This window comes from Hymenobacter duratus, from assembly GCF_014698995.1.
Classification (GTDB): Bacteria; Bacteroidota; Bacteroidia; order Cytophagales; family Hymenobacteraceae; genus Hymenobacter; species Hymenobacter duratus.
Window position 1 is genome coordinate 491,637 of the sequence record NZ_JACWZZ010000004.1, and the last position, 12,818, is coordinate 504,454.

Annotated in this window: 10 protein-coding genes; 4 read left to right on the plus strand and 6 right to left on the minus strand. The window is 62.6% G+C overall.

Features of this window, described 5'->3' with window-relative positions:
• Positions 1-35: 35 nt before the first annotated feature.
• The 3 genes from IC231_RS18220 (at position 36) to IC231_RS18230 (ending at position 1,958) form a co-directional block, all read left to right on the plus strand.
• Positions 36-317: a DUF427 domain-containing protein gene (locus IC231_RS18220; protein WP_190785899.1), complete on the plus strand. Its 282-nt coding sequence runs from the start codon at positions 36-38 to the stop codon at positions 315-317.
• A 93-nt stretch (positions 318-410) separates the two neighbouring features.
• The gene (locus tag IC231_RS18225) at positions 411-1,043 is read left to right on the plus strand and encodes a hypothetical protein (RefSeq protein ID WP_190785900.1); all 633 of its coding nucleotides are present in this window, start codon (positions 411-413) and stop codon (positions 1,041-1,043) included.
• A gap of 285 nt (positions 1,044-1,328) precedes the next feature.
• Positions 1,329-1,958 carry a hypothetical protein gene (locus IC231_RS18230; RefSeq protein ID WP_190785901.1) on the plus strand — a complete coding sequence of 210 codons (630 nt, stop codon included), beginning with the start codon at positions 1,329-1,331 and terminating at the stop codon, positions 1,956-1,958.
• A gap of 77 nt (positions 1,959-2,035) precedes the next feature.
• On the opposite strand, the gene IC231_RS18235 is transcribed toward IC231_RS18230, so the two are convergent.
• From IC231_RS18235 to IC231_RS18250, 4 genes are all read right to left on the minus strand, one after another.
• A complete protein-coding gene (locus tag IC231_RS18235) occupies positions 2,036-3,013 on the minus strand; it encodes an acyl-ACP desaturase (RefSeq protein ID WP_190785902.1) in 978 nt (325 codons plus the stop codon).
• 108 nt (positions 3,014-3,121) lie between these two features.
• Positions 3,122-4,762 carry a hypothetical protein gene (locus IC231_RS18240; RefSeq protein ID WP_190785903.1) on the minus strand — a complete coding sequence of 547 codons (1,641 nt, stop codon included), beginning with the start codon at positions 4,760-4,762 and terminating at the stop codon, positions 3,122-3,124.
• Between the two features lie 83 nt (positions 4,763-4,845).
• On the minus strand, positions 4,846-5,781 hold the full coding sequence (locus IC231_RS18245; RefSeq protein ID WP_190785904.1) for a glycosyltransferase family 2 protein: 936 nt from the start codon (positions 5,779-5,781) through the stop codon (positions 4,846-4,848).
• Positions 5,782-5,924: 143 nt separating this feature from the next.
• The gene (locus tag IC231_RS18250; RefSeq protein ID WP_190785905.1) at positions 5,925-7,214 is read right to left on the minus strand and encodes an MATE family efflux transporter; all 1,290 of its coding nucleotides are present in this window, start codon (positions 7,212-7,214) and stop codon (positions 5,925-5,927) included.
• A 221-nt stretch (positions 7,215-7,435) separates the two neighbouring features.
• Between IC231_RS18250 and corA the strand changes: the two genes are divergently transcribed.
• Entirely contained in the window at positions 7,436-8,635 is a 1,200-nt protein-coding gene (corA, locus tag IC231_RS18255; protein WP_190785906.1) for a magnesium/cobalt transporter CorA, read from the plus strand.
• Between the two features lie 135 nt (positions 8,636-8,770).
• On the opposite strand, the gene IC231_RS18260 is transcribed toward corA, so the two are convergent.
• Both IC231_RS18260 and IC231_RS18265 read right to left on the minus strand, forming a co-directional pair.
• A complete protein-coding gene (locus IC231_RS18260) occupies positions 8,771-9,877 on the minus strand; it encodes an AAA family ATPase (protein ID WP_190785907.1) in 1,107 nt (368 codons plus the stop codon).
• Positions 9,878-9,982: 105 nt separating this feature from the next.
• The gene (locus IC231_RS18265) at positions 9,983-12,724 is read right to left on the minus strand and encodes a hypothetical protein (protein ID WP_190785908.1); all 2,742 of its coding nucleotides are present in this window, start codon (positions 12,722-12,724) and stop codon (positions 9,983-9,985) included.
• Between the last annotated feature and the right edge of the window lie 94 nt (positions 12,725-12,818).

The window sequence follows — 12,818 nt, forward strand, 5'->3', positions numbered from 1 at the left end:
CCCGTATACAAGCCCCCAAACAACCCATACCCACCATGAAAGCCATCTGGAACAATACCGTAGTAGCGGAGAGCAACGACACCGTGGTAGTGGAAAATAACCACTATTTCCCGGCCGACGCCATTAAGCGCGAGTATTTCGAGGACAGCATTGCGCACACTTCCTGCCCCTGGAAAGGCCGCGCCAGCTACTATTCGCTGCGCGTGAACGGGGAGCTGAACAAAGACGCCGCCTGGTTTTACCCTGAGCCCAAGGAAGCAGCCCAGCAGATCCGGGGGCGCGTGGCGTTCTGGAAGGGCGTACAGATTCAACCCTGAGCGCGGGTTTGTAACCTCCGGCCGGGCTCTACGGTATGCAAAAGCGGAGCTGCTTCCTGCCGGCGTTGGCAGTAGGGCCGCTCCGCTACGCATATGAAACATTCTTTCCCTCTTCTGTCGGCGGCCCTGCTGCTCCTGCTGGCGGCCGCCTGCGATGCGCCCCGGTCCGCCACCGAAACAGCCGACCCGGCCACGTTGCGGGCCAGTACCTCCGCAGCCACACCGGCCGCTACCGTCAGCTTCCGCCGCGAGTTGAGCCAGAACGACCACCGCTTTGTGGTGCAGACTACCGGTGAAGGCAGCCAGCGCCAGATGCAGCTGCGGGTAGAAAAAAACGGCCGGGAGCTGACCACCACCACCCAGACGGTGGAGGGCGTGGTAGCCAATGCCGTGGCCACTAACTTGAACGAAGACAAATTTCCGGAGCTTCTGGTGTTTCTGACCGATGCCGGCAGTGGCTCCTATGGCCAGCTGATTGGCTACGAGTTTCTGAACCAGGGCCGCCGCAACCTCACGCTGCCCGAACTGGTAGGGCCGGCGGCCAAAGGCTATCAGGGGCACGACGAATTCCGGGTGCAGAGCCGCCAGGTGCTGCGCACTTTCCCGATATATCTGGAGGCTGACCCCAACTGCTGCCCCAGCGGCGGCCAGCGGACTATTCAGTATGCGCTGCCGGCCGGCGCAATGATGTTCCGGCAGGTAGGGTTTAGCAACCAGATAAAGTAAAAGATAAACGCCACGGTGCAGCACTTTTGCCGGAATTACGTAAAGCACTGATAGAATGAAGCCAAGCTCTGGAAAAAGCCATTTAAAACTAGCACGTGTTTACTTTTTATTTGCATTTCACCTAGAACGTAATACCTTGCGTAGATATTACCGCTCTCATGCCAGATACGCAGCCATTTAGTTGCTGTCTGTTTTCACATTCTTTGCTGCCGGCTCTGCCGCTTGCGGGGCCAGCCACCCGAATTGCGGGTCGTACTTGTTTCTCTCCTCCAAACCACCATATCTATGAAAGCTTCCGCTTTTGCTCTGCTAGGCGCCTCGCTTCTCGCAGCTACTGCCTGTGACTCTTCGCGCAATGCCGTTGAAGATGCTTCTACTGCTGCTCCTACCGCAGAAAACACGGCCTCGACGGAGCCAGTAAGCTTTACCCGCGAGCTGACCCAGGGTGATGCACGCTTCGAAGTGCGCACGACCGGCTCTTCGGCGCAGCGCCAGCTTACCATCCGCTCCTACCGGGGTTCGGCCCTCACCACTGATCCGGTTCGCGTTGACATCAACGGGGCCGTGCGCGACGCCGTAACGGCGGACCTGAACGGCAATGGCAAACCCGAGCTGTACGTCTTCACCGATAATCCTGCCTCCAACGCCGGCTTCTACGGTTACGAGTTTGCCGAGCGTGGCTACACGCCCATCAGCAGCCCCGGTATGATTCCGGGTACGGCAGGTGTGGGCTACTCCGGCAAAGACACCTACGTGCTGAACAACGGAACGCTCAGCCGCACCTTCCCCGTGACCACGACAACGGCCGCCGCTGATGGCACTACCCCAGCCGCCGCCAGCAACCGAACCATCAGCTACCGTCTCGGCGCCGATGGCAAATGGACGATGGGCCAGGTAATGGACGCGCAGCCATAGTCTGGCTGGCACCGCCCACAAAAAAGCCCCCGCAACCAATGTGTTGCGGGGGCTTTTTTTGTGCGTGAGCAGGCCGGTTAGTCAATCCACTTGAAGCGGTACTCCAGCTTGGGCACCGGCATACGGTCGGCTACACGGCGCAGGCGGTTGGGCAGCGCCATCACATAGTCGCGCGCTTTTTCTGCAGCGCCATTCAGGCCGGGTATCTCGGCTATTTTCCAGTCGGTGATGAGCGTTTCAAGGATGTCGGTGTAGTCCTGGCTGGTGTACACGCCCAGCCGCTGCGCGGCATCGGTGAAGTGCCCGAAGGTTTTGCCCATTTCGATGCCCATTTCGCGCATGTAGTGCGCCGGCATCACAATCTTCTTGCGCATCATGTCCTCAAACGCCAGCATCATCTCCGAAGGATCCACTTCAAAGATTTTGTCGACGAAGGTTTTGTAAACGCGGGCATGGCGGGTTTCGTCGCCGGCAATCATCCCGCAGATCTTGGACAGCTGGTCGTCGCCGGCTTTGCGGGCCAGCTGCCCTACCCGGCGGTGCGAAATGTTGGTAGCCGTTTCCTGGTAGCTGGTGTAGATGAAGGCGCGGTACGGGTCGTGGGCCGTGCCCAGATCGAAGCCGTCGGCAATCAGGTACTGGGTGCTTATCTCAAACTCGCGCATGTTTACGCGCCCCGAGAGGTAGAGGTAGCGGTTGAGCAGGTCGCCGTGGCGGTTTTCCTCGGCTGTCCAGCCCCGGATCCACTGCGCCCAGCCGTTGTTGGGGTCGCGCCCCAGGTCGTCGAGCTGGTGAAACCAGGCTTCGTAGTTTGGCAGTGCTTCTTCCGTAATGGTGTCGCCGATGAGCACGGCCATCAGGTCGTAGCTCAGCTCCTTGGCACGCTCACGCAACAGCTTTACTTCGTCGAAAAAGGTATCCGTCCGGGAATCGGGCAGGTAGTCCGATGGTTGCCAGCTATTGTCTACGCTTTTCAGAAAAGTGCCTAGGTTTTCGCGCAAAAAAGGTTCGAGGTGCTGCAAAACCTCTCCGCGGGAGGTGGTGGTTGCAATCATGGCAGTAGGTCTAAATGAAGGAACGTAGGAAGGGAGCCCAAAGGTATATACTCACTACCCGGTATTTCGTTGAATAAGTCCCTTAACCCGCCTACAAAATTTTGGCTTTTACCTATAGTTGGCACTTCCTAAATATGGTAAATACGCTTTTACATTTTTTGAAGAATCCATTTGCCCTGCGGCCGGAACTAATTGCACATGCCTTCCGGGCAGTTGTGCCAGCTGGTAATTGAAAATCCGGGCACTACCCAGCGTGAGTATCCAGCCTACATCGGTCCTTTGTGCCAGCCGGCGCAGCCCCTCAGCAAAGTTTCTGGTACCGGTGAGCTGCTGCCGCCACGCCGCCTGAGACGGGTGTAGCGTGGTCCAGCCGGCCACAGTGAGGCGGCGTGCCACTAGGCTATGCTCCGCAAACGGTGATTCCGCCTTGTAGGTAGCTTCAAAGGCATCGGACAGTATCAGCTCGGGCAAGGAGGCCGGGGGCTGGTGGACCAGCGCAAAAAGCCGCTGCCGCTCGGCCTGGTTGCGCTGCCGCTCCTGCACCAGCGTGGTACGGCGGTGCCATGTTTTGTAGGCATACGGCACGAATGCCACCGCCAGAACCACCAAGATACTCCACGGTGCCTGCCGGGCGGCGGCGGGGCGCGCCAGCACGAACGCCAGATTACTCAGTACCCACAAATCCAGCAGCGGCAGCGCTATGCGGGGCGGCAGCTTGAGCACGGCGGCCAAGGCCAGCAGCAGCCCTACGTAACCTGCCTGCAGCAGCCAGAAGCTTTTCTTCTGCGGCACTCCCCTTCCTGCTTGCAGCAGCACGCTGGCCAGCAGCAGCAACAGGAGCGGGAAATAGTCGCGGACCAGCTGCGGCAGTGCCTGGCTTAGCTTCGCAGGGGCAATATGGGTAAGGAAATAGCGCGGACCAGGCAGCGGCGCGGCGCGGGCAAAAAAGCCTTCATTAACGAGGGTTGAGTCGGCCAGCAGCCACTGCTGCGCGGCGGCCAGCCCCAGGCTGTCGGTCGCGCTTAGCGACGTAGCAGGCGGCGCGGCCAGCTGAAAATCCAGCAGGTTGGATTTCAGCACATCGAGGCGGCGAAACGTGGCGGCGGCCGGGCTCCAGGTGAGCTGTAGCCACACGGCCCCAGTGATGGCCCAGGCCACGGCGCCGCCCAGCACCGGCAGGGCCCGCCGGCCGGCCAGCCACCAGGCCCCCGGCGCGGCGGCCAGCAGCCCCAGCAGCGCGGCACTGGGCCGGATCAGCCAACTCAGGGCAAACGCCAGCAGTCCCCAGCATAGCGCCCACCGGCTTTGCGGGCGCTGCGCCGCACACAACACCCCTACTCCTGCCAGCAGAATGGGCACGCGCACGTAGTTGAACCAGAAGCCGTGCTCCAGCCACGCCACCAGAAAAAACAGCGTCAGCAGCAGAGCCGCCCAGCCCGCCGGCAGTTTGCCCACCAGCAACCGGTCGAGGAAAGTGAAGGCGCCGGCCGTAGCGGCATAGAGCAGCGCGTAGAGCAGCAGCGCATACCAGGGCACTGCAGGCATGGCCTGGTAGAGCCAGGCCAGCGCGGCACCCAGCCCATGAAAGTACAGATAGAGCGTGGAAACCGGCGCAGCGGCCGTGGTACCGCGCAGAAGCTGCATAATAGCCGCATCGTCGTTGGTTTCGAAGTAGCTGCCCAGACCGGTAGCTACTGCCAGCAAGAGCAGTGCCGGCAACAGCACTCGGCGAAACAGCTTACCAGCCATTGGTGAAATCGGGAGGAAGGATAGAACGGGTGAATTCCGGAGCAAACCTACTGGCTTAATTGATAATCGTAGTGTAGCCGCTGCTAGTTGCCAGCCAGCCGGCGCAGCTGCAGATATGCGCCTATGGCGTGTTCCGGCAGCCTCGCTCCGCCTAGTTCGCGCAACAGGCTATACAGGTGCCTGGCTTGCGGCAGACTCCCGAACCGCGCCGCCTGCCTCAGCTCCCACCGTACCCGCACCGCCAGTGCTTCGCGCTCTGGCGGGGTACGGCACAGCGCCAGCGCCTTGCGGCACACCGCAACGGTAGAGGCCAGCAGCGGGTCGTGGGGGCGGTAGCCCTGCGCCGACTTAGAACGCGGATGCAGGCGCTTACGGGTCAGCACGTCGGGTTGGTAGCAGAACTGCCAGTCGCGGGAGGCGCGCACCCAGAAGTCAAAATCCTCATAGGCCAGGGTTTCGTCGTAGCCGCCCAGCGCCTGCAGCGTGGCCCGGCGCATCATCATGGAGGGGGCACTGATGAAGAACCGCCGCAGCACGTCCTCGAACACCCAGCCGGAGGCCGGACGGGGCTGCAGCTGGCCTGCCTTGTCGGGCCGATGAAAGTAGCGCTGAAACTCGCCGGCTTCGCTTATCAGCTCCAGGTTGCCGTAGAGCATGCCGTAGCTGGCATCGAGCTGCCGGAACTGCGCTACCTGCCGGGCTACCCGCTCGGGCAGCAGAATGTCATCGGTAGCAAAGTCGATGATGTACTCGCCCTGGCTCTGGAAAAAGGCTCGATTGAACGCCGCGCAGTTGCCCACGTTTTCGGGCAGAAACACCGTTTTCCAGGCTGGCTGCGCGGCGGCATACTGGCGCAGCACCGCTACACTGCCGTCCGTGCTGCCGTCGTCCACGAGAAACACCTCCAGCCGCGGATATGTCTGGGCCAGGATGGAATCCAGGGCCGCCGCCACAAACCGGGCGTGGTTGTGGCACAGAGCCACCACAGTAACCAACGGCAGCGAGTCGGGAGAAGGCATAAGGGAGCGGCATGTGATGAAGCAGCAGGCAAATGTATCGTTTGGGCCCGGAAAGCGCACCGGCCACGGGTCTGCGCCGCCGTGCCTGGCAAGGTGCTCCTGCCCTTTCCCTGGCCAGCCTATCTTCCGACTCCTGGCACTGCTCAGCGCCAGAACCGGCGGAAATACCAGCCACACCACACCAGCAGCAGCGCGTGCCGCGCCGCCGAGGCCCACACGGCCCCCAGCAGCCCCAGCCGGGGCAGCAGCACTGCCAGAGCCGCAGCATAGAGCACCGCCGAAGCCGCCTGTACCGCCACGTAGCGCCCTACCCGTGCCTGCGCCGTCAGCACCATTACCAGGGGCCAGGCCGCAAACCGGCACCAGTCGCCGAGCAGCTGTGGGCCCAGCAGGCCGGCGGCGGCTTCAAAACGGGCCTCAAAAAGCAGCGGCAGCAGCCAGTAGCGCAAGCCATACAGCAGGCCCAGGCCGGCGGCCAGCAGCGGCACCAGCAGGCGTAGCACGGTGCGCACCCAGGCCCGCTGAGCAGCGGGCTGCGCCGATAAGGCCGCCAGCCGGGGATAATACACGCTGCTCATCACGGCCGTCATCACCATCGTGTAGTTGTCGGAGAGCTTGGCCACGGCCTGCCAGAGGTCAGTTTGGGCCAGGCTGAACTGCCGGATCAGCACTTCCCGCACCGCAAAGTCCACGGCTTTTCCGAACAGCAGCAGCCCCACCGCCATGAGCAGAAACCGGCTCAGGCCCCACAGCGCCGGGCGGCTGAGGCGGCCCGGCAGTGGCGGCAGCAGCCCGGCCTGCTTCGCCAAGGCCCAGGCGGGCAGCAGCGTGATGCCCTGCGCCAGCAGATACGCCAGCAGCGCCGTGGTAGCCGTACCACCTGCGGCCAGCACCGCCGCCACGGCAGCCGGCCCCAGCAGGCTCAGCGTCACCGTCAGGCCAATGTAGCCCCGTAGCCGGCCGGCTGCCAGCAGCACCGCCACTAGCAGTGCATAGCCGGTAAGCAGCACGATGCCCAGCCCGAACAGCAGCAGCCAGCCGAGAGTGGGCCGAAACACCCCTACCAACGGACCAGGCACCAGCAGCATCACAACCAGCCCCAGCAGCATAGCGGCCCCGTTCAGGGCAATGGCCGCGCCCAGCCACGCCCGGTAGCGGCCCGACGCAGGCCGTAGCGGGGCCAGGTATTTCACGACGCCCACGTGCGTGCCGTCATTGGGCAGGGTCGTGAACAGGGCCATCAGGTTCTGAAAGTGCGCCAGCAGCGTGAGTCCGCCCGGCCCGCCGTATACGGCCAGCAGCTTGTTGAGCAGCAGCGCCCCCGCCGCACGGGCCAGCACACCAGCCCCGGACCCCAGCGACCCGCGCACGAAGCGCCCTACCCCCGGCGAGGCAGCAGGCTCTGTGGCAACGGAGGTTTCAGGAGGGCGCATGGCCGCAAAAGTAGCGGAAGCCGCGGCAGTGTCCGGCGCACAGGAGCCCAAGCGGCACAAGCGGCAGCTGTTCCCGCGTGCTGCCGAAGCCCACGCCGGCCACCTTACGCATGGTGTGCCGGGCCGGCCGGGTGGCGACCTGGCGTCGGTAGCAGTTCAGGCGCTATTCTGCAGCCATACCCGGCCTTCTGCCGTACATTGGCCCAGCCTTCACTTGTTCTATGGAACCTTCTGCCTCCTCTGCTGTCGATTCGGCTGCCGACACCGCCCCGCTGCACCCCGACGATGAAAAGCACAACTCAATTGCCGACCGCGCCGATACGCGGCTGGCCCGGGAAGCACACGTAGGCCAGCGGCCGGGCACGCTCACCATCCGGGCCGGCGCCATGACCCCTCGCCTGTTTCTGCTTTCTTACGACGAAGGCTCGTGCACGGAGCAGGAATACTCGGACTACGATGAGCTGTGGCGCTTTTTTTCCACGCATCCGGAGTTGCGGCACTGGATTGATGTCCGGGGCTACAACAACTTGCCGCTCATGGAGCGCATTATGCAGGATTTCGACCTGCACCCGCTGCAGATGGAGGATGTGCTCGGCGACTATCAGCGGGCCAAAGTGGACGTGTTCGGTGACAACCGCCTGTTTCTGGTCTCGCGCATGACCGAGTTTACCAAGCTGCTCGAAATCGACGATGACCAGCTGTCCATTTTCACCGGCCCCAACTACGTTCTCACGTTTCAGGACGACTACAACGACTGCCTCGATACCGTGCGGCAGCGCATCCGCTCGGGCTACAGCCAGATCAAGCGCAAGCCGCCGCTCTACCTCGCCTACGCCCTCACCGATGTGGTGCTCGACCAGTACTACCCAACCATGGCAGCCATCGGCGACTATGTTGAGCGGCTCGAAGACCGGATTCTGCAGGACCGCCCCGACCGGCGGGTGCTGAGCCGCATTCTGCGCATGAAGAAGGACATCATCCGGTTCCGCCGCTTTGTGTACCCGGAGCGGGAGAAAATTGCGGAGATTCTGCGCATGCCCGATGACGTTGTGCCCGAGGAAATGAAGGTCTACTTCCGCGACTGTTACGACCACGCCATTCAGGCCCTGGATCTGGCTGAAAGCTACCGCGAATCGGTGACGAGCCTGGTGGAGCTGTTTATGTCGAACCAGAGCAACCGCATGAACGAGGTAATGAAGGTGCTGACTATTATCAGCTCCATCTTCATTCCGCTCAGCTTTGTGGTGGGCCTGTACGGCATGAATTTTCAGCGCGAAAACCCACACGGGGGCATCAACTACCTCAATATGCCCGAGCTCTACAGCCCCTGGGGCTACCCTATTCTGCTCGCTATTCTGGCCGTTATTGTGATGTTTCAGCTCCTGTATTTCTACCGCAAAGGCTGGCTGACCAACAGGTGACGTGGTGGAGTGGCAGGATGGTAGAGTCGTTGATTGAGCCGTTATCCTGCCAGGCTGTGTCCAAAGCGCCAAAACGGTCATGCTGAGCGGGTAGCAAACAACTTTTCAGGCACCGTCTGATCCACTACTCCGCTTTCAGCCCCATTTGCGCGGGTCGGCGGCCGTGACGGCGGCGTGCTGGGGCTGGCCAAGTACGGCGTACACCTGCTGCAGCCGCTCTTCCACGGTGCCCGTGAGCAACGTATACGGAATCTGCAGCATGTCGAGCTGCATGGCTACCATGCCGTGGTGGAAGTCGCGCAGTGCCTCCGGGTCGCGCCAGCCATCGTCTTCATACGGAATGTCGGGGGCACACAAAAAGGTATGAAAGTAGCGCTGCCGGCACTCAGCGGCCAGGGCCAATAGCTCAGGCGCACAGCGGGCATAATAGAAGTAGGAAAACTGCGCCGTAGTGGCAGCATTGGTATCCACGAACAGGAAGTGCCGGGCGTGCGGCACGGCCTCATCTTCCAGCTCGCGGTGCCGGTGCGCGATGTACAGCAGGTCGTCGAAGTCGGTGGCGCCGTTTTTCTCTTCGTGCAGCGTGCGGCCATACTCGTGCACCCACACCGTGCCGTAAGCCGCGGCCAGCGCCTTGCTCAGCGTCGATTTGCCCGTGCTTTCGGCCCCCATCAGCACAACCTTCCGGATGAACTGCGCTGAGTGGAAATGCGCCTGCACAACCGGATGCAGAAACTCCGCGTGCCCATACAGGTCGTCCCGAATCTGCGTGCCGGAAATGGGCACGGCCGTCCGGGGTGGGTCCACGGCCACATACTCGGCCCCGATATGCGCCGCGAAGCCCGGTCCGTATGCTTCGGAAGAAAACACCACGTCGGGCTGCAGCGGCTGCTGCCGGAGCCAGCGCCGCACAAATTCGCGCTGGGTGTAGTCGTCGGCATCGTTGGGCGGCACAGGCAGCTGGCCCACCGGCAGGGCCACCACGTGCAGCACGGCGCTTCCGATACGCGGCGGCGTGCCAGGGTCTGCCCCTGCCGGAGTATAGATCTGCCGAATCCAGCCAGCCCGAGTTTCAGCGTCCATGGTGGCCGGGTCGGGGTTGGAATATACCAGCACATATAGGTCCTGCACCTGAGCGGCAGCCTGCTCAAGCAGTACTTGGTGGCCTTTGTGGAAGGGCAGAAACTTTCCCACAACCAAGCCAATGGGCCAGCGGGACGCAGAAGTAACAGAAGAGGCCAAGCAGAAAAAGTTGAAAACGGCATGCTTTGCTGCCGCCTGGTAGTGCAAATGAAGGAGTCTATCCGCCTCAAGGTACTCAGTTTGGCCACAGCTCAGCAGCCCGCCTTACTTGAGTTCCAGCGACGTGCGGCGAAGTTCGGGGCCGATGGTGCGGTAGAGATGGTAGGTTTTGGTCGTTGCTTCGTATTCAAGTCCGATTTCCGGGGCGCTGCTGTCGAAGGGCTGGCCACCCAGCAGCCGCCCCAGCCGGTCATAAACGTAGGCTTTGCCAGGTCCGGGCTCGGTCAGCACATACACTCGCTGCTCCGCGCCGAAATCAAAGAACTGCACGGGCTTCTGGCCCGAAGTCAGGAATTTCTGGCCCAGCAGCTTCCGGCCCGTGGGGTCGAACAGATCCAACTGCCCTCCTTCTTCGCGGGCCACCACGTAGGAGCGTCGCCGCTGATCCGGAATAAGCCGGAAAACCGAGCTGCGGCTCCAGGTAGCCACACGGCTGCGCCCTACTACGTCGCCGGCCAGCGAAAACGTGACCCGCTCCCCATGCTGGTTCACGACCGTAATGCGGGTACGGTTGAGCGTCGGGCCCACCGTTTCGGCCAGTGCCTCGCTTTGCAGCCGTGCCCCCAAGCTGATGGGAAACCCCGGATAGACGCCGCCCTGCTGATCGAAGGCATACACGTAGCCATTTTCGAGTAGCACCACCACCACGTCGCGCCCACCCACTACTAAGTACAGCGGCGGCGCAGCAAGGTTGAAGTCGAGGCGCTTGGGCAGCCAGTTGGGGTAGGCATTGCCTTTGGTGTCGTAGAGAAACAGGTTGCCACCACCGCCCGTCACCAGGAGGCGCGGGGCTCCGAATGCTCCGACCGGCGACACACTCAGGCCACTGGCCCGCACTGAATCGGGCAGATTGAGGGGAAACGTCGGCGTGGAGCGGCCCTGCTCGTCCAGGAAGTGGAGCTGGCTGGGAGTGGCCAGCAGATACCCCGAGCGGCCGGCTACCGTCTGGCGCTGAATCCGCCCGACGACCGGACCAGCCAGCGTATCAGACCAGGCCACCACGTTTTCGGGCGTGATATAGTGCAGCACCTGCGCCGCATCCTGCACCAGCACGCCGGGCCGCGTGGCCCCTGCCACCGAAACCAGCGTGGGAGAACCAGACAGGGGCGTTTTGAACGCCAGCAGGCTGCCGGTACCGATGCTGCCCTGCGGACGGGCTACGGCGGGCCCTACCAGCGGGTGACGCAGCAGCAGCTGGGTGAAATACTGGGCACCGGTTTCGGCTTCGTTAGCGGCCGGCACAAACTGCAGGGCCACCTGCGGAAAACGCTTGAACAGCGACTCATTGCGCAACAGCCCGGCCCGACGCTCTTCCACTAGTCCGCGCAACAGCAGGTTCCAGGCGTTGCGGGTATCCAGCACCACGCTCAGGCGAGCCAACGGCTGGGTTTCCTGCAGAAAGGACACCTGCGTGGGCGAACGGGCCCACACCTGTCCGGCCACCACGTCCTGCAGCCAGGTGCGCAGCGCCGCCGCATCATCTCCGAAAACCACGTAATTGCCAACTACGGCCATTGTTGGCTGCCGGAAACCGGCGAACAAGGGCCCCAGTAGCCGGGCCGGCAGCTCCGGCACGCCCATCTGATATATCTGGTAGCTCCCGACCCGTTCAAACGACGGGCTGGCTCCTACTACCCGGCGCAGCTGGCCCAGCAGAATGGCCTGCCGCGCCGGTTGCGCGCACCACACCACGGCCAGCCGCCCCGGACTGACGCGGGCCGAAGCCGGGGCCAGATACGCCAGCGCCGCTTCCTTGCTCATGCCGGCCGTCAGGCTGTCGAGGAGCGGGTTGATGCTGGCAGCGAGTGAATCAGTAGTAGCGGCCGGACGGGCACCGCGCAGTACGCGGGCCTCCCCAATACCCAAGTGCACCAGTAGTGCAGTTCGCAGGCTTAGCACGTCGGCCATGCGCAGGCGCTGGGCCGGCTGGCCGCGCAGCTGCTCGTGCAGGCTCCCGGCAGTGGTTTCCGGATTTGCAAATCCGCTGAAGACCACCTTATTGCCCGCCAGCTTCATCTCTAGTTGCCCATCAAGCACCAGACTGGTTACGCTCCCGATTCCCGGCACTACGTCGGCACGGAAGAACACGCCCAGCAATTGCGGTAGGCGACGGTAGTTGATAAGCAGCGTGGCGTCTACATCGCGCAGCCGGAAAAAGTCAGTGTTCTGGAAGTCGGCCGCGACGCTGGGCTGCTCGGGTGCAGCCAAACGGCGCACTACTGCTTCTACCAGCCCCGGATTAGGGCTCATCACCAAATGGTTGCGGTGGTTGAGAAACGTAATACCTCGGCCGGTACCCACCTCGCTGATTTCGGTGAGCAGCGCGCCTTCATACTCACGGGTCCGGACCCGAAACTGGGGGTCGCGGCTCAGTGCGTCTACAAGGCTGCGCACCTGCCGGTATTCGCGCACACTGCCAATGGGCAGCTGCAGCAGCACATCAAAGCGCCCCTGGCCAGTGACGTGCACCGAAGTCAGCACTTTTTTGCGACCCAGAAAGCGCATCAGCACGTTGCGGGAGCCAGTGAGGCTATCAATCAGTACTACGGTATTTTCCAGGCCCTGGAAGTAGCGCACGGTGGTCAGGTTGTCCCAGACCTGGGTTTCCTTGAGGTGGCGTACCAGCGTTGGATGGTCGCGGGTAGCGGCCACTAGCACCGCATCGTCGGGCACCAGCGCCCAAGGGTCGACGGGCACGGCCGCCACAGTACGGCGGTAGTACACGTACGACGCCAGCGACGCCAGCAGAAACAGACCCGTAAGAAATACCAGTAGCTTTTTGGACATGCAAGGGTGCCGGTGGGCGGGCGGCAAAAATAGCTATTCGGAAGCAGGTGACAGAAACCCTGGCCGTAATACGGCAGAAGGCTAGTCTACGCCT

What these genes read in the sequence shown, in the direction of transcription:
- IC231_RS18250 (WP_190785905.1), bottom strand. Translation starts at nt 7,214, where the DNA reads ATGCGCCCTCCTGAAACCTCCGTTGCCACAGAGCCTGCTGCCTCGCCG.
- IC231_RS18245 (WP_190785904.1), bottom strand. Translation starts at nt 5,781, where the DNA reads ATGCCTTCTCCCGACTCGCTGCCGTTGGTTACTGTGGTGGCTCTGTGC.
- IC231_RS18225 (WP_190785900.1), top strand. Translation starts at nt 411, where the DNA reads ATGAAACATTCTTTCCCTCTTCTGTCGGCGGCCCTGCTGCTCCTGCTG.
- IC231_RS18220 (WP_190785899.1), top strand. Translation starts at nt 36, where the DNA reads ATGAAAGCCATCTGGAACAATACCGTAGTAGCGGAGAGCAACGACACC.
- IC231_RS18265 (WP_190785908.1), bottom strand. Translation starts at nt 12,724, where the DNA reads ATGTCCAAAAAGCTACTGGTATTTCTTACGGGTCTGTTTCTGCTGGCG.
- corA (WP_190785906.1), top strand. Translation starts at nt 7,436, where the DNA reads ATGGAACCTTCTGCCTCCTCTGCTGTCGATTCGGCTGCCGACACCGCC.
- IC231_RS18230 (WP_190785901.1), top strand. Translation starts at nt 1,329, where the DNA reads ATGAAAGCTTCCGCTTTTGCTCTGCTAGGCGCCTCGCTTCTCGCAGCT.
- IC231_RS18240 (WP_190785903.1), bottom strand. Translation starts at nt 4,762, where the DNA reads ATGGCTGGTAAGCTGTTTCGCCGAGTGCTGTTGCCGGCACTGCTCTTG.
- IC231_RS18235 (WP_190785902.1), bottom strand. Translation starts at nt 3,013, where the DNA reads ATGATTGCAACCACCACCTCCCGCGGAGAGGTTTTGCAGCACCTCGAA.